Source organism: Geodermatophilus sp. SYSU D00867 (assembly GCF_054050315.1).
Map to the genome: position 1 here is coordinate 16,288 of NZ_JBJGZC010000031.1, position 22,393 is coordinate 38,680.

23 protein-coding genes are annotated in these 22,393 nt (G+C 77.6%); 13 read left to right on the forward strand and 10 right to left on the reverse strand.

Going from position 1 to position 22,393, the window contains the following annotated elements:
- Positions 1–60: 60 nt before the first annotated feature.
- Positions 61–2,211, forward strand: coding sequence for an RNA polymerase recycling motor ATPase HelR (gene helR, locus ACI8AK_RS21585; RefSeq protein WP_456957953.1), 2,151 nt, complete (start codon positions 61–63; stop codon positions 2,209–2,211).
- A gap of 147 nt (positions 2,212–2,358) precedes the next feature.
- Here helR and ACI8AK_RS21590 read toward each other — a convergent pair whose 3' ends face one another.
- Both ACI8AK_RS21590 and ACI8AK_RS21595 read right to left on the reverse strand, forming a co-directional pair.
- Positions 2,359–3,399: an NAD(P)-dependent alcohol dehydrogenase gene (locus tag ACI8AK_RS21590; RefSeq protein ID WP_387984890.1), complete on the reverse strand. Its 1,041-nt coding sequence runs from the start codon at positions 3,397–3,399 to the stop codon at positions 2,359–2,361.
- A gap of 107 nt (positions 3,400–3,506) precedes the next feature.
- Entirely contained in the window at positions 3,507–4,529 is a 1,023-nt protein-coding gene (locus tag ACI8AK_RS21595) for a zinc-dependent alcohol dehydrogenase family protein (protein ID WP_387984891.1), read from the reverse strand.
- A 132-nt stretch (positions 4,530–4,661) separates the two neighbouring features.
- On the opposite strand from ACI8AK_RS21595, the gene ACI8AK_RS21600 reads away from it, so the two are divergent.
- The 3 genes from ACI8AK_RS21600 to ACI8AK_RS21610 are packed head-to-tail and all read left to right on the forward strand — an operon-like array spanning position 4,662 to position 6,948.
- A complete protein-coding gene (locus ACI8AK_RS21600; RefSeq protein WP_456902650.1) occupies positions 4,662–5,549 on the forward strand; it encodes a helix-turn-helix transcriptional regulator in 888 nt (295 codons plus the stop codon).
- A 49-nt stretch (positions 5,550–5,598) separates the two neighbouring features.
- Positions 5,599–6,453, forward strand: a complete 855-nt coding sequence (locus tag ACI8AK_RS21605) for an SDR family oxidoreductase (RefSeq protein ID WP_456902649.1) — start codon at positions 5,599–5,601, stop codon at positions 6,451–6,453.
- A 42-nt stretch (positions 6,454–6,495) separates the two neighbouring features.
- On the forward strand, positions 6,496–6,948 hold the full coding sequence (locus tag ACI8AK_RS21610; RefSeq protein ID WP_456957954.1) for a TspO/MBR family protein: 453 nt from the start codon (positions 6,496–6,498) through the stop codon (positions 6,946–6,948).
- A 6-nt stretch (positions 6,949–6,954) separates the two neighbouring features.
- Here the strand turns inward: ACI8AK_RS21610 and ACI8AK_RS21615 are convergent, their stop codons facing one another.
- Entirely contained in the window at positions 6,955–7,854 is a 900-nt protein-coding gene (locus tag ACI8AK_RS21615) for a LysR family transcriptional regulator (RefSeq protein WP_456957956.1), read from the reverse strand.
- Between the two features lie 72 nt (positions 7,855–7,926).
- On the opposite strand from ACI8AK_RS21615, the gene ACI8AK_RS21620 reads away from it, so the two are divergent.
- Together ACI8AK_RS21620 and ACI8AK_RS21625 are read left to right on the forward strand one after the other, a co-directional pair.
- A complete protein-coding gene (locus tag ACI8AK_RS21620) occupies positions 7,927–8,841 on the forward strand; it encodes an EamA family transporter (RefSeq protein ID WP_387984906.1) in 915 nt (304 codons plus the stop codon).
- 219 nt (positions 8,842–9,060) lie between these two features.
- A complete protein-coding gene (locus tag ACI8AK_RS21625) occupies positions 9,061–10,086 on the forward strand; it encodes a hypothetical protein (RefSeq protein ID WP_456957958.1) in 1,026 nt (341 codons plus the stop codon).
- A 16-nt stretch (positions 10,087–10,102) separates the two neighbouring features.
- On the opposite strand, the gene ACI8AK_RS21630 is transcribed toward ACI8AK_RS21625, so the two are convergent.
- Complete coding sequence (locus ACI8AK_RS21630) at positions 10,103–10,573, reverse strand: N-acetyltransferase family protein (RefSeq protein ID WP_456957960.1); 471 nt, start codon at positions 10,571–10,573, stop codon at positions 10,103–10,105.
- A 54-nt stretch (positions 10,574–10,627) separates the two neighbouring features.
- Between ACI8AK_RS21630 and ACI8AK_RS21635 the strand changes: the two genes are divergently transcribed.
- Positions 10,628–11,131, forward strand: coding sequence for a DUF2505 domain-containing protein (locus tag ACI8AK_RS21635; RefSeq protein ID WP_456957962.1), 504 nt, complete (start codon positions 10,628–10,630; stop codon positions 11,129–11,131).
- Between the two features lie 2 nt (positions 11,132–11,133).
- Here ACI8AK_RS21635 and ACI8AK_RS21640 read toward each other — a convergent pair whose 3' ends face one another.
- Together ACI8AK_RS21640 and ACI8AK_RS21645 are read right to left on the reverse strand one after the other, a co-directional pair.
- Positions 11,134–11,331 (reverse strand): hypothetical protein, encoded by a 198-nt coding sequence (locus ACI8AK_RS21640; protein ID WP_387984917.1) that lies wholly within the window; start codon positions 11,329–11,331, stop codon positions 11,134–11,136.
- 37 nt (positions 11,332–11,368) lie between these two features.
- Positions 11,369–14,527 carry a carboxyl transferase domain-containing protein gene (locus ACI8AK_RS21645; protein WP_456957964.1) on the reverse strand — a complete coding sequence of 1,053 codons (3,159 nt, stop codon included), beginning with the start codon at positions 14,525–14,527 and terminating at the stop codon, positions 11,369–11,371.
- A gap of 84 nt (positions 14,528–14,611) precedes the next feature.
- Between ACI8AK_RS21645 and ACI8AK_RS21650 the strand changes: the two genes are divergently transcribed.
- Positions 14,612–14,737 carry a hypothetical protein gene (locus tag ACI8AK_RS21650; protein WP_387984923.1) on the forward strand — a complete coding sequence of 42 codons (126 nt, stop codon included), beginning with the start codon at positions 14,612–14,614 and terminating at the stop codon, positions 14,735–14,737.
- 40 nt (positions 14,738–14,777) lie between these two features.
- Positions 14,778–15,992 carry a serine/threonine-protein kinase gene (locus ACI8AK_RS21655; RefSeq protein ID WP_456957966.1) on the forward strand — a complete coding sequence of 405 codons (1,215 nt, stop codon included), beginning with the start codon at positions 14,778–14,780 and terminating at the stop codon, positions 15,990–15,992.
- On the opposite strand, the gene ACI8AK_RS21660 is transcribed toward ACI8AK_RS21655, so the two are convergent.
- Positions 15,963–17,012 (reverse strand): NAD-binding protein, encoded by a 1,050-nt coding sequence (locus tag ACI8AK_RS21660; protein ID WP_456957968.1) that lies wholly within the window; start codon positions 17,010–17,012, stop codon positions 15,963–15,965. The genes ACI8AK_RS21655 and ACI8AK_RS21660 overlap by 30 nt on opposite strands.
- A 99-nt stretch (positions 17,013–17,111) precedes the next feature.
- Here ACI8AK_RS21660 and ACI8AK_RS21665 point away from each other — a divergent pair, with 99 nt between their 5' ends.
- Positions 17,112–17,618: a mycothiol transferase gene (locus tag ACI8AK_RS21665; RefSeq protein ID WP_387984932.1), complete on the forward strand. Its 507-nt coding sequence runs from the start codon at positions 17,112–17,114 to the stop codon at positions 17,616–17,618.
- Here the strand turns inward: ACI8AK_RS21665 and ACI8AK_RS21670 are convergent.
- A complete protein-coding gene (locus ACI8AK_RS21670; RefSeq protein WP_456957969.1) occupies positions 17,591–18,715 on the reverse strand; it encodes a glycerate kinase in 1,125 nt (374 codons plus the stop codon). The two genes, ACI8AK_RS21665 and ACI8AK_RS21670, sit on opposite strands and share 28 nt — an antisense overlap.
- 38 nt (positions 18,716–18,753) lie before the next feature.
- Here ACI8AK_RS21670 and ACI8AK_RS21675 point away from each other — a divergent pair, with 38 nt between their 5' ends.
- Complete coding sequence (locus ACI8AK_RS21675) at positions 18,754–19,935, forward strand: acyl-CoA dehydrogenase family protein (RefSeq protein ID WP_387984938.1); 1,182 nt, start codon at positions 18,754–18,756, stop codon at positions 19,933–19,935.
- A 9-nt stretch (positions 19,936–19,944) separates the two neighbouring features.
- Here ACI8AK_RS21675 and ACI8AK_RS21680 read toward each other — a convergent pair whose 3' ends face one another.
- On the reverse strand, positions 19,945–20,214 hold the full coding sequence (locus ACI8AK_RS21680) for a hypothetical protein (protein ID WP_456902638.1): 270 nt from the start codon (positions 20,212–20,214) through the stop codon (positions 19,945–19,947).
- Between the two features lie 131 nt (positions 20,215–20,345).
- Here ACI8AK_RS21680 and ACI8AK_RS21685 point away from each other — a divergent pair, with 131 nt between their 5' ends.
- A complete protein-coding gene (locus ACI8AK_RS21685; RefSeq protein WP_387984944.1) occupies positions 20,346–20,651 on the forward strand; it encodes a hypothetical protein in 306 nt (101 codons plus the stop codon).
- 211 nt (positions 20,652–20,862) lie between these two features.
- On the opposite strand, the gene ACI8AK_RS21690 is transcribed toward ACI8AK_RS21685, so the two are convergent.
- The gene (locus ACI8AK_RS21690) at positions 20,863–21,321 is read right to left on the reverse strand and encodes a MarR family winged helix-turn-helix transcriptional regulator (RefSeq protein ID WP_456902637.1); all 459 of its coding nucleotides are present in this window, start codon (positions 21,319–21,321) and stop codon (positions 20,863–20,865) included.
- A gap of 20 nt (positions 21,322–21,341) precedes the next feature.
- On the opposite strand from ACI8AK_RS21690, the gene ACI8AK_RS21695 reads away from it, so the two are divergent.
- Complete coding sequence (locus ACI8AK_RS21695; RefSeq protein ID WP_456951391.1) at positions 21,342–22,382, forward strand: ABC transporter substrate-binding protein; 1,041 nt, start codon at positions 21,342–21,344, stop codon at positions 22,380–22,382.
- Positions 22,383–22,393 lie beyond the last annotated feature (11 nt).

The following is a 22,393-nucleotide window of genomic DNA, read 5'->3' on the forward strand; positions in this document are numbered from 1 at the left end:
ACGTATAGCGCCCCCCGGGGCTTGCGGCAAGGCCCGGGTCGGGGCCCACACTCGCCCGCCGTGACCCCCCTGAGCACCACCGTGTTCGCCCTCCCCGACGACCTCGCCGCCAAGGCGGACCCGGCGCTGGTCGCCGACGACGCCGCGCACCTCGCCGCCGTCGCGGCGAGCCTCGAGCGGACCGTCGCCGAGCTGGGCGACCGCCTCGACGCCGAGCGCCGGTCCCCCGGCGGCCACGGCCAGGCGGCGCTGGACCGGGACCTGGAGGTGCACCGGCTCACCTCCCGGCTGCGGACCCTGCGCCGCTTCGGCCTGGACCTGTGCCTCGGGCGCACGGTGCCCGCGGACGGCGGCGAGCCGGTCTACGTCGGGCGGCTCGGCCTCACCGACGGCGCGGGCCGCCGGCTGCTGGTCGACTGGCGTTCCCCGGCCGCCGCGCCGTTCTTCGGCGCCACCCACGCCGACCCGATGGGGCTGGCCAGCCGCCGCCGGTACCGCTGGACCCGCGGCCGGATCACCGACTACTGGGACGAGGTGTTCACCCCCGACGGGCTCCGGGGGCACGCCGCGCTCGACGACCAGTCCGCGTTCATCGCCAGCCTCGGCAGCGACCGGTCGGACCGCATGCGGGACGTGCTCGCCACCATCCAGGCCGACCAGGACGCGATCATCCGCGCGGGCTCCCGCGGCGCGCTCGTCGTCGACGGCGGCCCGGGGACGGGCAAGACCGTCGTCGCCCTGCACCGCACCGCCTACCTCCTCTACTCCGACCCGCGCCTCGGGCACCACCGGGGCGGCGTGCTGTTCGTCGGCCCGCACCAGCCCTACCTGGCCTACGTCTCCGACGTCCTGCCCGGCCTCGGCGAGGAGGGCGTGCGGACCTGCACGCTGCGGGACCTGGTGCCCGAGGGGGCGACGGCCGGGGTCGAGGCCGACCCGCACGTGGCCGGGCTGAAGGCGTCCGCGCGGATGGCCGAGGTGGTCGAGGCGGCGGTGCGCTTCCACGAGGAGCCGCCGTCCCGCGGGACGACGGTCACGACCCCGTGGGCCGACGTGTGGCTGGGCCCCGACGACTGGGCCGAGGCGTTCGAGGCGCCCGACCCCGGCACACCGCACAACGAGGCGCGCGGGCAGGCGTGGGAGGCGCTGGTCTCCATCGTCGTGGACGCGCACGACGACGAGGACGCCGAGCCGGACGAGGTGCGGCGGGCGGTGCGGCGGGACGGCGACCTGCGTGCGGCGTTCGACCGCGCCTGGCCGCTGCTGGAGGCCGCCGACGTCGTCGGGGACCTGTGGTCGGTGCCGGCCTACCTGCGCCGGTGCGCGCCCTGGCTCGCTGCCGACGACGTCCGGGCGCTGCAGCGCGCGGACCCGCGGGCGTGGACGGTGTCGGACCTGCCGCTGCTCGACGCGGCGCGGCAGCGGATCGGCGACCCGGAGGTGGAGCGGCGGCGGCGCCGGCACGACGCGGTCGTCGCGGCCGAGCGCGAGCGGATGGCCGGCGTCGTCGACGAGCTGATCGCGGCCGACGACTCCGAGCTGCTGCTGATGACCTCCCTGCGCCACCAGGACCTCCGCGACGCCCTGGTCGACGAGGCCGCGCTGCCCCAGGCCGACCCGGACGTGCTCGCCGGCCCGTTCGCGCACGTCGTCGTCGACGAGGCGCAGGAGCTGACCGACGCGGAGTGGCAGGTGCTGCTGCGCCGCTGCCCGTCCCGCAGCCTCACCGTCGTCGGGGACCGCGCGCAGGCCCGGCACGGGTTCCCGGAGTCATGGGAGGAGCGGCTCGGGCGGGTCGGCCTCCCCGACGTGCGGCTGGCCTCGCTGACCGTCAACTACCGCACGCCGGAGGAGGTCATGGCCGAGGCCGCACCGGTCATCCGGGCCGCGGTCCCGGACGCCAACGTGCCGACGTCGGTCCGCAGCACCGGCGTCCCCGTCACGCACGGGTCCGCCGCGGACCTGCGGGCGGTCGTGGACGGCTGGCTGGCCGCGCACGCCGAGGGCGTCGCGTGCGTCATCGGCGACCCGGCGTTCCCGGCGACGTCGCGCGTGCGGTCGCTGACGCCGGTGCTGGCGAAGGGGCTCGAGTTCGACCTGGTCGTCCTCGTCGACCCCGACCGGTTCGGCGAGGGGATCGAGGGAGCGGTCGACCGGTACGTCGCGATGACCCGGGCGACGCAGCGGCTCGTCGTCCTCACGAGCCGCTGACGGCGGGGGGGGGGGGGGGGGGGGGGGGGGGGGGCGGGCCGGGGGGGGGGGGGGGGGGGGGGGGGGGGGGGGGGGGGGGGGGGGGGGGGGGGGGGGGGGGGGGTTGGGGGGGGCGCGGGCCCCGCGGGACGGGGCCCGCGCCACGGGTCAGCGGAGGGTGGCGGTGTCGATGACGAACCGGTAGCGGACGTCGGAGGCGAGCACCCGCTCGTAGGCCTCGTTGACCCGCTCGGCGGGGATGACCTCGACCTCGGCGCCGATCCCGTGCTCGCCGCAGAAGTCGAGCATCTCCTGGGTCTCGGCGATGCCGCCGATCATCGAGCCGGCGTAGGTGCGCCGGCCGCCGATCAGCGACATGGCGTGCAGGCTCAGCGGCTCGGCGGGCGCCCCGACGTTGACCAGCGCGCCGTCCACGGCCAGCAGCGACAGGTGGGCGTCGAGGTCGATCGGCGCGCTCACCGTGTTCACGATCAGGTCGAACCGGCCGGCCAGCCGCGCGAACGTGTCCGGGTCGCTGGTGGCGGCGTAGTGGGTGGCGCCGAGCCGCAGGCCGTCCTCCTGCTTCTTCAGCGACTGGGACAGCACCGTGACCTCGGCGCCCATCGCGGCGGCGAGCTTGACGGCCACGTGGCCCAGCCCGCCGAGACCGACGACGGCGACCCGCCGGCCCGGCCCGGCGCCCCAGCGGCGCAGCGGCGAGTACGTGGTGATGCCGGCGCACAGCAGCGGCGCGGCCGCCGCGGGGTCGATGCCGTCGGGCACCCGCAGGACGAACCCGGCGTCGACGACCACGTGGGTGGAGTAGCCGCCCTGGGTGGTGGTGCCGTCCCGGTCGGTGCCGGCGTAGGTGGGCACCATGCCGGCCAGGCAGTACTGCTCGTCGCCGTTGCGGCAGTTCGCGCACTCGCCGCAGCTGTCGACCATGCAGCCGACGCCGACGCGGTCGCCGACCCGGTGGGTGGTGACGTCGGCGCCGACCTCGGCGACGACGCCGACGATCTCGTGGCCGGGGACGACGGGGAAGGGCTGCGGGCCCCAGTCGCCGTTGACGGTGTGGATGTCGGAGTGGCAGATGCCGGCGTACTCGATGGCGATGAGGACGTCGTCCGGGCCGACGTCGCGGCGCTCGATGGTCGTGGGGGCCAGGGGCCGGCCGGCGGCCGGGGTGGCGTAGGCGGTGACGCGCATGAGGGTGCTCTCCGTTCTGGGGGCCGTCGGTCGACGGCGGGGCGGCGGCGTGCTCCTCGTCGGTGACGGGGGTCAGCCAGTGGACGGCGGCGTGCTGGTCGTCGGCCTCAGGGGCGCAGCAGCGCCTTGATGGCGCGGCGCTCGTCCATGGCGCGGTAGCCCTCGGCGGCCTGCTCCAGCGGGAGCTCGAGGTCGAAGACCCTCCCGGGGTCGATGGTGCGGCTGCAGATCAGGTCGATCAGCTCGGGCAGGAACCGGCGCACCGGGGCGGGGCCGCCGTGCAGGTGGACGCCGGAGAAGAACAGCTCCTCGCCGGGCAGCGAGACGTCGTGGCTGACGCCGACGTAGCCGACGTGGCCGCCGGCGCGGGTGGCGCGGATCGCCTGCACCATCGACTCCTGGGTGCCCACGGCCTCGATCACCGAGTGCGCGCCCAGGCCGCCGGTGAGCTCCTCCAGCTCCGCCACGCCCTCGTCGCCGCGGGAGGTGACGACGTCGGTGGCGCCGAACTCGCGGGCCAGCCGCTGCCGGTCCTCGTGCCGGCTGAAGACGACGACCCGCTCGGCGCCGAGCTGCCGGGCGGCCAGGACGCCGAGCAGGCCGACCGCGCCGTCGCCGACGACGGCGACCGTCCTGCCGGGGCCGGCCTCGGCGGCGACGGCGGCGAACCAGCCGGTGCCCAGCACGTCGGAGGCGGCGAGCAGGCCGGGGACCAGGTCGTCCGACGGCAGGTCGGGGGTGGCGACGAGGGTGCCGTCGGCCAGCGGGATCCGCGCGTACTGCGCCTGCGCGCCGGTCGGGGCGCCGGGCTGCCGGTTGACGCAGTGCGTCTGGTAGCCGGCGCGGCAGATCTCGCAGGTGTTGTCGGAGGCGAAGAAGGAGCCGACGACGAACTGCCCGGGCCGGACGGTGCGGACCTCGCTGCCGACCTCCTCGACGACGCCGACGTACTCGTGCCCCATCGGCGACGGGCCGGCCACCGCCTCGATGCCGCGGTAGGGCCACAGGTCCGAGCCGCACACGCAGGCGGCGGCGAGCCGGATGACGGCGTCGGTGGGCTGCTCGATCCGCGGGTCCGGGCGGTCCTCGACGCGGACGTCGCCGGGGGCGTACAGGACGGCTCCTCGCACGGTGCTGCTCCTCGTGGGTCGTTCGGGGTGTGCACCCCACGGAACCCCCTCCGGCGCACGCGCGGGGGGTCGGCCTTGTGGGGGTACTGGCACGACCCCCCTGGCCCGGCGGGCCGCCGTACCGTCGGACGAGTGGACAACCGCGCCGACATCCGCGACTTCCTGGTCAGCCGGCGCGCCCGGATCAGTCCGGAGCGGGCCGGGCTGCTGCCCGGCGGCGGACGCCGGAGGGTGCCCGGGCTGCGCCGCGAGGAGGTCGCCGTCCTCGCCGGGGTGAGCACCGACTGGTACACCCGGCTGGAGAAGGGCCACATCGCCGGCGTCTCCGAGGACGTGCTCGAGGCCGTCGCCCGGGCGCTGCGGCTCGACGAGGCCGAGCGCACCCACCTGTTCAACCTGGCCCGCGCCGCCACCCGCCCGGCCCGCACGCCGCAGCGTCGCGGCAGGGCGCGGATACAGCCGCGGGTGCAGTGGATGCTCGACTCGATGACGGGCTCGGCCGCCCTCGTCGCCAACGGCCGCCTGGACGTCCTGGCGACCAACGCCCTCGGCCGGGCGCTGCACTCACCGCTGTTCGACGGTCCGCGGCGGCCGGCGAACTTCGCCCGCTTCCAGTTCCTCGACCCGGGTGCGCGCGACTACTACGCCGACTGGGAGCTCGCCGCCAACACCACCGTCGCGCTGCTGCGCGGGGAGGCCGGCCGCCGCCCGCACGACGCGCAGCTGCGCGAGCTGGTCGGGGAGCTGTCCACGGTCAGCGAGGAGTTCCGGGTCCGCTGGGCGGCGCACGACGTCCGCATCCACCACAACGGCGCCAAGCGGTTCCACCACCCCGTCGTCGGCACGCTCGACCTGGGCTACCACACGTTCGACCTGCCGGCCGAGGACTCCGCGGACCTGCGCATGACGATCTACACCGCCGAGCCCGGCACGCCGTCGGAGGACGCCCTCAGGCTGCTCGCCAGCTGGGCCGCGACCGCGGGACAGGAGCAGCCCGGCGCGGCGGCCGACCGCGTCTGACCCGGCGGGTGTCGTCCGGTCGGCCGGCCGGACTGCCGATGCGGGTGGCGTGGACACCGAGCAGCGCACCGTCCTGGTCACCGGGTGCTCCTCCGGGCTCGGCCTGGAGACCGCCGTCGAGCTGGCCCGCCGCGGCCGGCACGTCGTCGCCTCGATGCGCGACCCGGGCCGACGGGCGGCGCTCGACGCCCGCACCCGCGAGGCGGGGCTGGAGCCGCTCGACGTCGTCCAGCTGGACGTGACCGACGCGGAGTCCTCCCGGCGGGCGGTGGAGGAGACCCTCGGCCTCACCGGTGGCCGGCTCGACGCGCTGGTGAACAACGCCGGCACCGCGAGCGGGGGCGCGTTCGAGGACACCGACGAGGACGAGTGGCGCCGGGTCCTCGACACCAACCTGCTCGGCGCCCTGCGGCTCACCCAGCTCGTGCTGCCGGTCATGCGGCGGCAGCGGTCCGGGCGGCTGGTCCTCGTCTCCAGCGACTCCGCCCGCTACGGCAACCCCGGGCTGTCGCTGTACTGCGCGTCGAAGTGGGCGCTCGAGGGCTGGGCGGAGTCCCTGGCCTACGAGGTCGAGCCGTTCGGCGTCCGGGTGGTGCTGGTCGAGCCGGGCAACTACGACACCGCGATCTGGGCGACGACGCCCCGTGTCACCCCGCCCGGCAGCCCCTACACCGGCCTGCTGCGGACCGTGGAGCGGTTCGTCGAGGAGGAGCACCTCCCCCGCTCGCGCGACCCGCGCGAGGTGGCCCGCGCCGTCGCCCGCGCCCTGGACGCGGACCGCCCGCGGTTCCGGGTGACCGTCGGGCCGGACGCGAAGCTGGCCGCGGTGTTGGACAAGGTGCCGTACCGGGTGGCGGCCGCCGCCGTCCGCCGGGTCACCGGCCTGCACCGCTGGAAGCCCTGAGCTCCGCGGGTGGGTCCGCCGCCCGCGGCGCAGGCTGATCCCGTGCGACGCCCCCTGCTGACCGCCTCGACCGCCGTCGGGCTGACCGCCCTGGTCGGCTCGGCCGGGACCGACGTCGGCTCGTCCTGGTACCGCGGGCTCGACACGCCGCGCTGGCAGCCACCCGGCCCGGTGTTCGGGATCGCGTGGACGGCGCTGTACGCGCTGCTGGCGTTCGCCGGCGGACGCCTCCTGGAGCGGGGCGACCCGGCGGACGCCCGGGCCCTCGCGGGCAACCTCGTGCTGAACGCGGGCTGGACGTGGGCCTTCTTCCGCGCCCACCGGCCCCCGCTGGCGGCGGCGGAGGCGGCGCTGCTGGCGGCGTCGACGGGCGACCTCACCCGGCGCGCCGGCCGGGTGGACCGCGCCGCCGGCCGGGCCCTGCTCCCCTACGCGGCGTGGACGGCGTTCGCGACGGTGCTCAGCGCCGAGATCGCCCGCCGCAACCGCCGCTGACCGGTCTCATCCGCCCGCGGCCTCGGCGGCGACGTCCACGAGGGCGTCGAGCACGCGGCGCACGACCAGCCGCTCGGCGGTGTCCGGCCGCAGCAGCGCGTCGACCTGCCGTCCGGCCCGCACCCCCGCCAGCGGCAGCAGCCGCACGCCGGGGTGGCCGCCGCGGGTGAACCGCGGCAGCAGCGAGATCCCGTGACCGGCGGCCACCAGCGCCTCGACGACGGAGAAGTCGTTGATCCGGTGGGTGATCCGCGGCGCGGTGCCCGACCCCGCGGCGACGGCGGCCAGCACGGTGGCGACCGGGAAGCCCTCGCGGACGGCGATCCAGTCCTCGCCCACCAGGTCCCCGGGCCGCACCCGCGACCGGCCTGCCAGCGGGTGGTCGCGGGGCACGGCGACGTCGAGCGGCTCGCGCAGCAGCGGGACGACGCGCAGCCCCGGGGCGGGCCACTGCGTGCCGTCGGGCCGGTGGGCGACGACGACGTCGACCCGGTCGGTGAGCGCGGGGAACTCGTCGAGCGCGACGTCCTCGTCCGAGCACTCGACGGTGATCCCGCCGAGCTCGCGCACCCGGGTCAGCAGCGGCGGCAGCAGCAGCTGGGCACCGCTCTGGAACGCCGACACCCGCACGGTGCCCTCGGGACGCTCGAGGAAGGCGGCGCAGGCGGCCCGCGCCCGCTCGACGGCGACCGCGACGTCGACCGCCGCCTCGGCCAGCGCCTCCCCCGCCGCGGTCAGCCGCAGCCCGCGTCCGATCCGCTCGGTGAGCGGCACCCCGGCCTCCCGCGAGAGCGCGGCCAGCTGCTGGGACACCGCCGACGGCGTCAGGTGCAGGACGGCGGCCGCGGCGGTGACGCCGCCCTGCGTCCGCACCGCGCGGAGGGTCTGCAGCGCGCGGACGTCCATGCAGCGACGCTACATCGTCGTGTCACGAGTTCTCGCTGGTGCTGGAAGGTTGCAGGGCGCACGCTCGACGGCGTGCCGACCCGCGACCGCCTGCTCGCCCTCCTCGTGGCCGTCGTCTGGGGACTGAACTTCCCGGCGATCCACCTGTCGCTCGAGCAGTTCCCGCCGTTCTTCCTCGTCGCGCTGCGGTTCGCGCTGGTCGCCGTCCCGACGGTGCTGCTCGTGCCGCGGCCCGGCGTCCCGTGGCGGTGGGTGCTCGGGTACGGCACCGGCTTCGGCGTCCTGCAGTTCGTCTTCCTCTACGTCGCGATGGACACCGGCATGCCGACCGGCCTCGCCTCGCTGGTGCTGCAGTCCTCGGCGCCGTTCACGGTCGTGCTGGCCGGGCTGCTGCTCCGTGAGCGGCTGACGGGGCGGCAGGCGGCCGGGGTCGCGCTCGCCGTCGTCGGCCTGGCCGGCATCGCCGTCCACCGGGCCGGGTTGGACGGCGGCGCCACGCTGCTGCCGGTGCTGCTGACGCTGTGCGGCGGGCTCGGCTGGGCGCTGGGCAACCTGTGCAACCGGCAGGCGCGCCCGGCCCGCCCGTTCCGGCTGATGCTCTGGATGACCGTCGTGCCGCCGCTGCCGATGCTCGCGCTGTCGCTGGCGACCGAGGGCCCGGCCCGCATCGGCGCGTCGCTGACGACGCTCGGGACGACGACGGGGCTGCTCGCGCTGGCCGGCCTGCTGTTCACCGTCGTGGTCGCCACGCTGCTCGGCTCCGGCATCTGGACGGCGCTGATGAGCCGGCACCCCTCGGGCACCGTGGCCCCGTTCTCGATGCTGGTGCCCGTCGTCGGGATGGGCTCGGCGTGGCTGTTCTTCGGCGAGCGGTCGCCGCTGGTCGAGCTGGCCTGCGGCGCCCTCGTCGTGGCCGGCGTCCTGTTCGGCAGCCGGCCGCCCCGGACCCGGCCGGCACCTCGCGTCCTGGAGCACTCCACCGCCTGACCGGACCAGCCCTGCACCGCGCTCCGGGACCGACCTCGACCTGCCGCCGTGCCGAACGCCCGGTCCCGGCCCTCTCCCGGGGGGTTCCCGCGACACACGGGTGAACAGCACCGGCATTCGTGGACGTACGGAACGGCCCGGGTCAGGATTGAGGGCGCAGTGACAGCTCAGGGGGAAGCGTCCATGGACAAGAGGCGACGCGGGGTCCGATCCGCCCGGTTGATCCCGGGGCTCGGCGCCAGCGCGTGCGCGCTCGGGATGGCGGCCGCGCTGGCCGCGGTCTCTGGGCCGCCGGTCGCGGGTGCGGTCGGAGCGGACACGACGTCGGCCGACGCCGAGGCCCGGCGGGGCGGTTCGGGCGACGACGGCCTGCCCGAGGGCGGCCCGCTGGTGATGCCGAGCATCGGCGTCACCGCGCCCGGGTTCGAGGACGGCTGGGCCCCCGCGGCCGCCACCCGGGCCACCCCGGACGACGACGCCGACGACTCCTCTCCCGGCACCCTCCCCCGGAACTCGTTCCCGCGCGGGTCCAGCGACGACCGGTCCCTGCCGACGGAGGTCCCGTTCGATCCCGCGCCCCTCGACCCCGAGCCCGCTGTCCCGGCCCCTGCCACTCCGGCGCCCCGAGCGCCCGCCCCGGCCGCCCCGGCTCCCGTGGCTCCCGCGGTCGAGGCGCCGGCGGACCGGCCGGCTCCGGTCGAGCAACCGCCCGCCGAGCAGCCTCCCGCCGATCAGCCTCCCGCCGAGCAGCCTCCCGCCGATCAGCCTCCCGCACCGGCGGACCCCGCGCCGCCGGCACCGGAGCCGGGCGAGGAGCCACCCGCGGACCAGCCGCCGGTCGAGCAGCCGCCGGCCGAGCAGCCCCCGGTCGAGCAGCCCCCGGTCGAGCAGCCGGTCGAGGAACCGCCCGCCGAGGACCCGCCCGCCGAACAGCCGCCGGTCGACGAGCCGCCCGCTGACCAGCCGCCCGCCGACGAGCCGTCGTGCGGGGACACCGGGACCACACCGGACCCGGCCACCGACCCGACGGCCGCCCCGACCACGGACCCGACGACGGATCCGGCGGCGGCCCCGGCCACCGACCCGGCCACCGACCCGGACGCCACCACGCCCGGGTGCCCGCCGGTCCCGGCCTGCCCCGAGCCGCCTGCCGACCCGTCCACCGCGGAGTCCCCCGAGCCCCCGGCGCCGGAGGGGTGCACCGCGGCGGAGTCCCCCGCCGGCGAGCCCGCCCCGGCTCCCTGAGCCGGGCGCGGACCGCTCAGTCCAGGTCCCGGACGTACCAGACCTCGCGCAGCCGCCGGCCTGCCCACTCGCGCTCGAGCACCTCGCCCGTCGGCCGCCACCCGGCCCGCTCGTAGAAGGCGCGCGGGCCGGCGTTGCGCTCCTCGGTGCGCAGCCGGGCGCGGTCCCACCCGGCCGTCCGCAGCAGGTCCAGCACGGCCGCCAGCAGCGCCCGCCCGGTGCCCCTGCCCTGCTCGGCGGGGTCCACGTAGAGCAGCGCGACCTCACCGGTCGCGACGTCGGCCCGCCCGAACCCGACGACGACGCCGTCCCGCTCGGCCACGAGGAACCCGTCCGCGGCCACCCGCTCCCGCCAGAGGGGCACGTCCGGCTCGGCCAGGACGTCGCCGAGGAACGCCGACCACGCCGCCCGCCCGGCCCGCGCGTGCACCCCCGCGACGGCGGCGGCGTCCGCGGGACCCGCCGGCCGGACCACCACCTCGCCCACGGCCGCAGTCTGACCCCGCCGGGCGGCGCGCTGGGGCACAGCCGAGGATGGGGCGTGCCCATCGACGCCACCACCAGCTACACCGCCGCCCCCGACCGCGTGTTCGCCGAGCTCACCGACGAGGTCTTCCTGCGCGAGGTCGCCCAGGCCCTGGACGCCGAGGTGCACGAGGTCTCGAGCGAGGCGAACGGGGCGGGCACCACCACCCGGGTGCGGCTGGCGGCGCCGACGACGGGCATCCCGCCGGTCTTCGCCCGCTTCGTGGGCAGGACGGTCCCGGTCACCGAGACCACCACCTGGCGGCCCGACGGCGACGGCGGCTACCGCGGCGCCCTCGACCTGCGCGCCGAGATCATGGGCCGCGAGGCGCGGGTCACCTGCGAGCGCCGGCTGACCCCCGCGGCCGGCGGCGGCACCCGCGCCACCGTGACCGGCGACGCCAGGGTCGACGCCCCGTTCATCGGGCGCCAGGCCGAGGGCGCGGTCCGCGACCTGGTCACCCAGGTCGTGCTGCGGCGCGAGCACGAGGTGCTGCAGCGCCGCCTCGGGGAGAGCTGAGCTCAGGGCGCGTCCGAGCCCCAGCGCGCCACGTCGCCGCCGGCGCCGTCGACGAGCACGTACTCCGCGGCACCGGGCGGGTCCTCCGCGCGGTGGCGGGCGACGACGTCGACGGCCTCGGTCTCGGCGGCGGTCGCGTCGGCGGCGTCCCACTCGTGCAGGACGGCGCCGTCACCGGTGGTCAGGCGGAACTGCGGCATGGCCGGACGGTAGCCGCGGGCGCCGCCCACTGCCCGCTCACGCCAGTCCGGCCAGGGCGCGGACCAGCACGTCGCGGGTGTCCGCGGGGTCGACGACGTCGTCCACCTCGAACGCCGACGCCACGTTGAGCGCCCTGCCCTGCGCGTAGGACGCCGCGACCAGCTCGGCGAACCGGGCGTCGCGGTCCCCGGGCGGCAGCGCCGCCAGCTCGCGCCGGTACCCGAGCCGCACCGCCCCCTCCAGGCTCATCGGCCCGAACTCGCCGGTCGGCCAGGCCAGCGTGAGCAGCGGGACCTGCAGGTCGCCGCCGAGCATCGCCATCGCGCCCAGCCCGTACGCCTTGCGCAGCACCACCGCCAGCAGCGGGACGCGGAGCTGCGCCCCGGCCACGTACAGCCCGCCGAAGCGGCGCACGGTGCCGGTGCGCTCGGACTCCGGGCCGACCATGAACCCGGGGGTGTCCACCAGCGACACCACCGGCAGCCCGGCCGAGGAGCACAGCCGCAGGAACGCCGCGGCCTTGTCCGCCGACTCGCCGTCGATCGCCCCGCCGAGGTGCCGCGGGTCGTTGGCCACGAACCCCACCGGCCGCCCGTCCAGGCGGGCCAGCGCGGTGACGATCCCGCGCCCGAACGACGGCCGCAGCTCCAGCACGCTGCCGTCGTCGGCGAGCGTGGCGACCACCGGGCGCACGTCGTAGCTGCGCACCCGGTTGGCCGGCAGGGCCGTCCGCAGCGGCCGCTGGTCGGCGGCCTCCCCCGGCACGACCCGCCCGGTCAGCAGCCCGACCGCCTGCCGCGCGGCGGCCACGGCCGCGGCGTCGTCGGGCACCACGACGTCGACCACGCCGTTCGCCGCCTGCACCGCCGTCGGTCCGACGTCCTCCGGCGCGACGACGCCCAGCCCGCCGGCCTCGATCATCGCCGGGCCGCCCATCCCGATGCTGCTGTCCGCGGTGGCGATGACGACGTCGCAGCAGCCGACCAGCGCGGCGTTGCCGGCGAAGCAGTACCCCGAGACGACGGCGACCGTGGGCACCCGCCCGGCCAGCCGCGCCATCGTGGTGAAGGTCGGGACGTCGAGCCGGGAGAAGCCACCGCCGTCGGTGTCGCCGGGTCGTCCGCCGCCGCCCTCGGCGACCAGCACGACGGGCAGGCCGCGCTCGGTGGCGACCTCGAGCAGCCGGTCGGTCTTGCGGTGGTTGGTGCGGCCCTGGGTGCCGGCCAGCACGGTGTAGTCGTAGACGAGGACCGCGCACGGCGTGCCGCCGACCTCGCCGATGCCGGTGACCATGCCGTCGGCCGGCGTCCGCGCGACCAGCTCCGCCAGCGTCCGCCGCGCCCGCTGGGCGGCGATGCCGAGCTGGCCGTACTCGACGAAGGTGCCCTCGTCGACCAGCGCCGCCACCGTCTCCCGCGCGGTCATCCGCCCCGCCTCGTGGCGGCGGGCGACCGCCTCGGGCCGGGCGTCGTCGAGGGTGGCGGCGCGCCGCTCGTGCAGCTCGGCCAGCTCGGGGCGGACGGCGTCCGGGTCCTCCCCGCCCGGCCCGCCCCCGGCGTCGCCGGCCTCGCCGGGGACGACCCCGCCGAGCACGGTCCCCGCCGTGACGACGTCGCCGACCCGCACGGCCAGCCCGGTGACCACGCCGGCGGCCGGCGCGGGCACGACGTGCTCCATCTTCATCGCCTCGAGCACCAGCAGCGTCGCCCCGGCGGCGACGGCGTCGCCGTCGGCGGCGGCCACCTCGACCACCGCGCCCGACAGCGGCGCGGTCACCGGGAGCACGCCGTCGACGGCCGCCGCGACCTCGGCCGGGCGGTCGGGCACCAGCCCGGCCAGGCGCGCGTCGACGAGGTCGGTGGTGGCGCGGCCGCCGGCCACCTCGGGGAGGTCCAGCAGTGCCGCGAGCAGGTCCGCGTTCACCGGCACCCCGGCGACGTCGAGCTCGGCCAGCGCGCGGCGGCAGCCGGCCAGCGCCCGCGGCAGGTCGCGGTCGGCGACGACCACCTTGGCCAGCAGCGAGTCGTAGCGCGGGCCGACCTCGTCGCCGGCGACCACGCCGGTGTCGACCCGCACGCCGCGCCCGGTCGGCGGCACGAACCGCTCCAGCCGGCCGGCGCCGGGGTGCACGGTGCCGTCGGGCAGCAGCGTCTCGGCGTTGACCCGCGCCTGCACGGCGGCCCCGCGGGACGGCGGCGGCGCGGACAGCCCGAGGTCCGCCAGCGTCGCGCCCTCGGCCAGCCGGATGCCGACCTCGACCAGGTCCAGCCCGGTGACCTCCTCGGTCACGGTGTGCTCGACCTGCAGCCGCGGGTTGACCTCGAGGAAGGCCACCTCGTCGCCGCGGACCTCGTCGTGGCGGACCAGGAACTCCACGGTGGCCAGCCCGCGGTAGGCCAGCGACCCGCACAGCGCGGTGGCGTACCCGGCCAGCCGGGCGCGCAGGCCGTCGTCGAGGCCGGGCGCGGGCGCGACCTCGACCAGCTTCTGCCGCCGCCGCTGCAGCGAGCAGTCGCGGTCGCCGAGGGCCACCACGGCCGTGCCGTCGCCGGCCACCTGCACCTCGACGTGCCGGGCGCCGGTCAGCAGCCGCTCGACGTACACCGCGCCGTCGCCGAACGCCGCCCGCGCCTCCGAGCGGGCCCGCTCCAGCGCGGCGGGCAGGTCCGCGGGGTCGCGCACCGGGCGCATCCCGCGGCCGCCGCCCCCGGCCACCGCCTTGACCATCCCCGCGCCGCCGTCGCCCAGGCCGGCGAGGAAGGCGGTCGCGGCGGCGAGGTCGGTGTCGCCGTCGGTGGCGGCGAGCACCGGCAGGCCCAGCTCGCCGGCGCGGGCGCGGGCGGCGGTCTTGTCGCCGAGCAGGGCGAGCGCGGCGGCGTCCGGGCCGACGAACGCGATCCCGGCGTCCGCGCAGGCGCGGGCCAGGTCGGGGCTCTCGGCGAGGAAGCCCCAGCCCGGGTGCAGCCCGTCGGCGCCGGCGCGGACGGCGGCCCCGACGACGGCGCCGACGTCCAGGTACGCCGCCGGTCCGGTCCCGGGCAGCCGGACGACCTCGTCGGCGCGGCGGGCGTGCAGGCTCCCGGCGTCGTCCTCCGGCGCGACGGCGACGGTGGACAGGCCCAGGGCGGCGGCGCTGCGGAACACCCGGACGGCGACCTCGCCGCGGTTGGCCACCAGCAGGCGGGTGATGCTCATCGGCGCCGGAGTCTAGGTGGCGCCGGTCACGCCGCGACGCCGTCCCGGGGAGCGGACCGCGCCGTCGGCGGGCAGGCTGCGGTCATGACGACGCCTGAGCCGGACCAGCCGCAGCCGCGCGACATCGCCCTCGAGATGGAGGACGCGGAGACCGAGGCCTCCCTGGAGGCGCAGAGCGACCCGGAGCCGGCGCAGGACGGGACCGACTGAGGGCGGGACGCCGGCTCCTCCACCGGCGTACCGTCCGCCCATGTCCGCCGACACGGGTGCAGGGCGGCTGGTCGCCGGCCGCTACGCGGTCACCGGGATGCTCGGCCGCGGCGGGATGGGCGTGGTCTGGAGCGCGACCGACCAGGTGCTGGGCCGGCCCGTGGCGCTCAAGGAGGTGACCTTCCCGGCCCACCTCGGCGACGACGAGCGCGCGGCGCTGCGCGACCGCACGCTGCGGGAGGCCCGGGCGGCGGCGCGGCTGGTGCACCCGTGCGTGACCACGCTCTACGACGTCGTCGAGGAGGACGGCCGGCCCTGGCTGGTCATGGAGCTCGTCGACTCCCGGAGCCTGCAGGAGATCGTCGAGCGGCAGGGCCCGCTGCCCTGGCCCACGGTGGCCCGCATCGGCCTCGACGTGCTGGCCGCGCTGGAGGCCGCGCACGCCGCCGGGATCGTGCACCGCGACGTCAAGCCGGCCAACGTGCTCGTCGGCCGCGACTGCGCGGCGCACCTCACCGACTTCGGCATCGCGGTCGCCACGGGCGGGCCGTCGATCACCACGTCCGGGGCGATCATCGGCTCACCGTCCTACATGGCGCCGGAGCGGGCGCGGGGCGAGGAGCCCGGCCCGGCGGTGGACCTGTGGTCGCTGGGCGCCACGCTCTACACCGCCGTCGAGGGCCGGCGGGCCTTCGACCGGCCCGAGTCGATGGCCACGCTGCTGGCCGTCGTCTCCGAGGACCCCGCGCCGGCCGAGCGGGCCGGCCCGCTGGCGCCGGTGCTCGAGGGGCTGCTGACCAAGGACCCCGCGCGGCGCTGGGACGTCGCGCGGACGCGCGCCGCCCTGCAGGCCCTGGCCGAGCGGGCCGGGCCGGCCGCGGCGCCGGCGTGGACCCCCGCCGCCGAGGACCCCGACACCCGCCACGACGGCCCGCGCCTCGCCCCCGGGGACCGGGTCGAGCGCTTCGACCTCGAGGACCTGCGCGGGCTGGCCGCGGTGCTCGGCACCGTCGCCCGCGACGCCCGGGACCAGGCGCGGTACCTCGCCGACCGGCACCGCGAGCGGCGCGCCGAGCGGCACGCCCGGGCCGCCGCTCCCCCGCCGGCACCACCCCCGCCCCCGCCGCGGCCGGCGCGGCGGCGGCGGTTCCGGCGCCGCTGGGTCGTCGTGCCGGTGCTGATCGCGCTGCTCGCCGTGCTGGCCGCCGTCGGCGGGGTGCTGGCGCTACTGGCCGCCGCGGTCGGCGTGTGGTGAGCGGTCCAGCCGCGTGACGTCCAGCCGCTGCGCCGCCACGTAGTACAGCGTCGCGCCCTGCGGGACCGGGGTGTCCCAGGCGGGGCTGACCCGCAGGTCCTCGGCGGTCCGCAGCGCCAGCACGGTGGCGCCGTGGTCGCGGCCGAGGGCGGTCTGCCACTCGCCGAACGTCCGCGGCCGCGCCCCGGCCGGCACGCGCAGCGAGTAGGTGTTGCCGTGCCCGCCCGCCGTCATGAGCTCGTTGTAGATCTCGGTCAGCCCGGGGTCGGCCGCCTCCTCCGACAGCAGGAAGGGCATGTGCCACTGCACGACCTGCACGCCGGGGTTGACGTAGCGGAGGGTGTCGCGCCGGCCCAGGTCGCGGACCGCGGCGACCATGTGCACCCGCGGGTTGGCGTGGTCGACGGCGACCGCGATGGCCAGGGTCTCGTTGTCGTCGCGGCCGTCGACGACGACCGTGCGGGCGCGGGCCACGCCGGCGCGGTCCATGACGTCGGCGTGCGTGAGGTCGCCGCGGACGAAGGAGACCGCCGCCTCCTCGGGCATGGGGTTCACCGTCACGTCGTCGTGGGCGCACAGCGCGATGCGGGTGCCCGGCTCGACGGTCAGCTCGGTGACGATCCGCTCGGTCCGCCCGGGGGTGTAGCCCAGCACGACGACGTGGTCCCGGAGGTCCAGGCCGACCACTCCTCTCAGTCGCCTGCCCCACGCGGTCTGCAGGGCGGTGGCCAGCTCGGTGAACAGCAGGGTCAGCGTGACGATCCCGCCGACGACGACGTAGGCGCCGACGACCCGGCCACCGACCGACGACGGGTACAGGTCGCCGTAGCCGACGGTCGCGGCGGTGATGACGAAGTACCACCAGTAGCTCTCCGGCGCCGCGATGCCGGTCCCGGCCGGCTCGACCAGCGCCATCGCCGCCCAGCTGGTGAGGAACACCAGCAGGATGACCGCCAGCGGCAGGCGCCAGCCCGAGAGCCGGACACGGAGGGCGCGGAGCAGCCGCTGCAGGACGAACACCAACGGGCTGGCTCCCTCGACGGCCGGGCGGACACCGCAACCTACCGTCGGCCGGCGCCGGCAGGCGTCCCCCGCGAGCGGGACGGGTAGCGGCCGCTCATGCGGACCCGTGACCTGCTCACCTACGCCTACTCGCAGATCGGCGAGACCCTGCACGCCGCCGTCGAGGGCCTGTCCCCCGAGCAGCTGGCCGAGCGCGTCGGCCCGGACGCCAACCCGGTCGGCTGGCTGGCCTGGCACCTGCTGCGGGTGCAGGACGACCACCTCGCCGACGTCGCGGGCACCGAGCAGGTGTGGACGGCGCAGGGCTTCGCCGGCCGGTTCGGCCTGCCCGTCGACGACGCCGCCACCGGCTACGGGATGAGCACGGAGGAGGTGGCGTCGGTGCGGGTGCCCTCGGCGGAGCTGCTGCTCGAGTACGCCGACGCCGTCGCCGCCCGCAGTGCGGAGTTCCTCGGCGGGCTCACCGACGACGACCTCGACCGCGTCGTCGACGAGCGGTGGGACCCGCCGGTGACCCTCGGCGTCCGGCTGGTCAGCGTGCTGTCCGACGACCTGCAGCACGTGGGGCAGGCGGCCTACGTGCGGGGGCTGCTCGGCGCCTGACCCAGGACGCGGGCGGCGAGCTCCTCGAGGACGGCCGCGGGCTCGGCGAGGCAGCGGGCGACGTCGGGCTCGGCCTCGGTGAGCGCGTGCGCGGCGGCGAACCCGGCGGCGGCCAGCTCGTCGGGGCCCAGCGCGACCCGGCCGGCCAGCCCCACGCAGGGGACGCCGGCCCGCCGGGCCCGGGCGGCGACCACGGCCGGCGCCTTGCCGCGCAGCGACTGTGCGTCCAGCGACCCCTCGCCGGTCACCGCCAGGTCCGCGCCGGCCAGCGCGTCGTCCAGCCCGACCAGGTCGGCGACCAGCTCGGCGCCCGACCCGACCGAGCAGGTCAGGACGGCGGCCACCCCGGCCGCCGTCCCCCCGGCCGCGCCCATCGCCGGCCGCCCCTCCAGGTCGATCCCGAGGTCGCGGCGGACCACCGCGGCGAACCGCGCCAGCGCCGCGTCGAGCTGCGCGACCTGCTCCGGCGTCGCGCCCTTCTGCGGCCCGTAGACCGCGGCCGCGCCGGACGGGCCGGTGAGCGGGTTGTCGACGTCGGTGGCCACCCGGACCTCCAGGCCGTGCAGCCGCGGGTCGCGGGCGCCGGCGTCGATCCGCGCGAGGTGCGCCAGCCCGGCGCCGCCGGGCGGGACGTCGCGGCCGTCGGCGTCGAGCAGCCGCACGCCGAGCGCCTGCAGCAACCCCGCGCCGGCGTCGGTGGTGGCGCTGCCGCCCAGGCCCAGCACCACCCGCCGGGCGCCGGCGTCGAGCGCGGCGAGCAGCAGCTCCCCCACGCCGCGGGTGGTCGCGGTCGTCGGTGCCGGCTCCGCGAGCAGCCCGAGCCCGGCCGCGGCGGCGAGCTCGACCACCGCCGTCGTCCCGTCGACGGCGAACGTGGCGCGCACCGGCCGGCCGTCGGGGCCGCCGACCGTCGTCGTCACCGGGCGGTACCCGGCGCGCACGGCGGCGGCCACCGTGCCCTCCCCGCCGTCGGCCACCGGGCGGGCGAGCACCTCGGCGTCCGGGTGCACCCGGGCCAGCCCGCGGGCGACGGCGTCGGCGGCCTCGGCCGCGGTCAGCGTGCCCTTGAAGGAGTCCGGGGAGACGACGATCCGCACGCCCGGCAGCATGCCCTGCCCGCGCGTAGCGTCGGGCCGTGCCTGAGACCGCGAGCACCGACTTCTACGCCCTGGAGGAGCTGCTCACCCCCGAGGAGGTCGAGGTCCGCGACCGCGTGCGCGCCTGGTGCGACAAGGAGGTGACGCCGCGGATCAACGACTACTGGGAGCGTGCCGAGTTCCCCTTCGAGCTGGTGCCCGGGTTCGCCGAGCTCGGGATCGCCGGGGGCACGGTGCAGGGCTACGGCTCGCCGGGGATGAGCGCCGTCGCCGCGGGCCTGGTGGCCGCCGAGCTCGCCCGCGCCGACGGCAGCATCGGCACCTTCAACGGCGTGCACAGCTTCCTCGCGATGCAGTCGATCGCGATGCTCGGCTCCGAGGAGCAGAAGGAGCGCTTCCTCCCCGAGATGGCGCGGATGGAGAAGATCGGCGCCTTCGGCCTGACCGAGCCGCGCCACGGCTCGGACGCCGTCGCCCTGGAGACCAGCGCCCGCCGCGACGGCGACGCATTCGTCCTCGACGGGCAGAAGAAGTGGATCGGCAACGGCTCGATCGCCGACTACGTGCTCATCTGGGCGCGCGACGAGGAGGGCGCGGTCGGCGGGTACGTCGTCGAGAAGGGCACGCCCGGCTTCAGCGCGCGGGTCATGACCGGCAAGACGGCGCTGCGGGCGGTGTGGCAGGCCGAGATCAGCCTCGACGGCGTCCGCGTGCCGGCGGAGAACAAGCTGGCCAACTGCCGCTCGTTCAAGGACGTCTCCACGGTCCTCGACCGCACCCGGTACACCGTCGCGTGGCGCGCGCTGGGCGTGGCGACGGCGGCCTACGAGCTGGCGCTGGCGCACTGCCTGCACCGCGAGCAGTTCGGCCAGCCGATCGCGGGCTACCAGCTGGTGCAGGAGAAGCTCGCGACGATGCTCGCCGAGATCACCACCATGCAGCTGATGTGCTGGCGGCTGTCCAGCCTCGCCGACGCCGGCCGGATGACCGCGGCGATGGCGTCGCTGGCCAAGCGGCACTGCTGCGCCACCGCCCGGCGGATCGTGGCCGACGCGCGGGACCTGTTCGGCGGTGACGGGATCCTGCTCGAGCACCACATCGCCCGGCACCACGCCGACATCGAGGCGATCTACACCTTCGAGGGCACCGACCACGTGCAGGCGCTGATCGTGGGCCGGGAGATCACCGGCCTGTCGGCGATCAGCGGCCGGCGGCGCTGACCGCCGCGGTCAGCCGGCTCGGCTGAGGAGGGCCCGCTCCCAGGCCGGCCCGGACAGCCGCCGGCACTCCGGGCAGCCGGTGCGCCCGGCGCCGAGGCGCTCCCACCGCTGGTGGCCCCAGATCTGCACGATCGACCCGCAGAGGGCCAGCTCCACCTCGCCGTCGCGCTCCGCCGCCGGCCGCACCGACGAGACGGCGTGCCACGGGGTGCGCCGGGTGGCCGGAGTGCCCTGGTCCCAGCGGTCCGGACGGGCGAATCCGACCGCCAGGGAGTCCACACGGTGTTGATGCCCTGGACGGTTCCGTATCAAACCGCCCTCCGGGAACCGGCGACGCGCCCGCGCCCGGCACCTCGAGGGCGCCCGCGGCGTTACCGTCGGGGAGTCTGCGGAGCGGAGGAGCGACGACGGTGGAACCTGTCAGCCTGGTCATCGGTGCGGCACTGCTGGCCGCGGGCTTCGTGGCCGGCCGGCTCGGGCGCCGTCGTCCCGCGGGTCCGCCGCCGAACCCGACGCCGGTGTGCGGCTGCGGGCACACCCTGAGCCAGCACGACACCGAGACCAACACCTGCTACGCCGAGCTGCGCCGCGACACCTTCGACCGGCGCGGCCGGTTCGCCGGTCACACCTGGGTGCCGTGTACCTGCCGGCAGTACGTCGGCCCGCGCCCGATCGACGAGGTCTTCGTCCCCCGCATCCTGCCGCCGTCCGACTGAGGCGGGCGCCCGCCGTCGGGACTCGCGCGGACCGGACCGGTGTACCCGCGCGGCCCGTCCGGGCGCCCGCGGTGGGCCGCCGGCGTCCGACGGCCCCCGGTGCCCGGCCCCCCGTCGACTCGATCACGGAGTCGCGGCGGCGACACCCCGGTAGGTGACGGCGTGGCGCCGCCGGAGGTCCGCGATCGCGGGGACGGGTGCCCCGCGGGCATCAGGCGGGCGGGTCCGCGAGGTCGGTGAGCGCGGTGACCAGCGCGGCGACCCGGGCCGGGCCGAGCTCGGTGGTCAGCGCCGCCTCGTGCGCGGACACCAGCGCCTCCAGCCGGTCCAGCCGGGTGCGGCCGCGGGCCGACAGGTGCACCCGCACGCGGCGGCCGTCCCCGGGGTCGGGCAGCCGGTAGGCCAGCGCGGCGTCGACCAGGCCGTCGACCATCCGGGTGGCGGTGGGCGCCGGGACGCACAGCGCCGCGCACAGCTCGCTCATCGTGCGGCCCGGTCCCGAGGCGAGCGCGCGCATCAGCCGGTAGGTCTCCGGCGTCGCGCCGTCCTCGGCGAGCACCGCCCCGACGCCGCGGGCGACCCGCCGCGAGACGACGGCCAGCAGCTCGACCAGCGAGGCGGCGGGCGCGGCGGGCACCGCGGTGCCCGTGGCCTGCTGCTCGACCGCCATGCCCGCACCATACTCAGGAGGTGCCCGGACCGACCGCCCCGATGGAGGCGTGGGAGGCGGCCGTCGTCGACCGGTCCCCCGACGTCGTCCGGATCGGGCTGGCCGTCCCGCTGACCGGGCCGCTGGCGATGACCGCGCCCTCCGCGCTGGACCTGGCCGCGCTCGCCGCCGACGAGGTGACCGAGGCCGGCGGGGTCGGCGGGCGCGCGGTGGAACTGGTCACCGTCGACGCCGGGCGCCGCCCCGCGGAGGTGGCCGCCGACGTCGCCGCCCTGCACGCCGCCGGCGCGGTCGACGTCCTCGTCGGGTTCTCCACCAGCGACGTCTCCCGCGCGGTCGCCGCCGCGCTGGCCGGGCGCGCCGGCTACGTGTTCACGCCGCCGCACGAGGGCGGGCGCGGGTCCCGCGGGGCGCTGCGGATCGGCGCGTCCCCGCCGGCCCAGCACGCCGCCGCGCTCACCTGGCTGGTGCGCCACCGCCGGGCGAGGCGCTGGGTGCTGCTGGGCACCGACTACGTGTGGCCGCAGGCGGTGCACCGCGCCGCGCGGTCGGTGCTGCACGACCTCGGCGCCGAGGTCGCCGGCGAGCTGCTCGTCCCGTTCGGCCCGGCCGACCCCGGCCCGGCGCTGGACCTGGTCCGCCGCACCCGCGCCGACGCCGTCCTGCTCAGCCTGGTCGGCCGCGACCTGGTCGCCTTCAACCGCGCCTTCGCCCGGGCCGGGCTCGACCGCCGCGTCGTCCGGCTGTCCGGCGCGCTCGAGGAGAACGGCCTCTACGCCGTCGGCGGCGACGGCTCCGGCGAGCTCTACGCCTGCATGCCCTCGTTCGCGGCGGCCGACGGCGCCGGCGACGAGGGGCAGCTCGCCCTGCAGGAGCGGCTCGCCGCCCGGGTGGGGCCGAGCGCGCCGGTGGTCTGCGCCTACGCCCGCGGCGTGCACGACGGCGTCCGCACCGCCGCACGGCTGCTGGAGACCGGCACGCCGGAGCCGCCGCGCATCCCCCGGCCCCGGCTGGCGCGCGCCGACGGGCTGGTGTTCCGCGAGGTCGGCGCGCGCGGCTGACCCCCCACTGC

Bases quoted from the DNA above. Each gene is read 5' to 3' on its own strand.
- ACI8AK_RS21590 (WP_387984890.1), bottom strand. From the start codon at position 3,399: ATGCGCGTCACCGCCTACGCCACCCCGGCCGCCGGCCGGCCCCTGGCC.
- ACI8AK_RS21615 (WP_456957956.1), bottom strand. From the start codon at position 7,854: ATGGACGTCCGCGCGCTGCAGACCCTCCGCGCGGTGCGGACGCAGGGC.
- ACI8AK_RS21640 (WP_387984917.1), bottom strand. From the start codon at position 11,331: ATGCCGCAGTTCCGCCTGACCACCGGTGACGGCGCCGTCCTGCACGAG.
- ACI8AK_RS21645 (WP_456957964.1), bottom strand. From the start codon at position 14,527: ATGAGCATCACCCGCCTGCTGGTGGCCAACCGCGGCGAGGTCGCCGTC.
- ACI8AK_RS21650 (WP_387984923.1), top strand. From the start codon at position 14,612: ATGACGACGCCTGAGCCGGACCAGCCGCAGCCGCGCGACATCGCCCTC.
- ACI8AK_RS21655 (WP_456957966.1), top strand. From the start codon at position 14,778: ATGTCCGCCGACACGGGTGCAGGGCGGCTGGTCGCCGGCCGCTACGCG.
- ACI8AK_RS21665 (WP_387984932.1), top strand. From the start codon at position 17,112: ATGCGGACCCGTGACCTGCTCACCTACGCCTACTCGCAGATCGGCGAG.
- ACI8AK_RS21690 (WP_456902637.1), bottom strand. From the start codon at position 21,321: ATGGCGGTCGAGCAGCAGGCCACGGGCACCGCGGTGCCCGCCGCGCCC.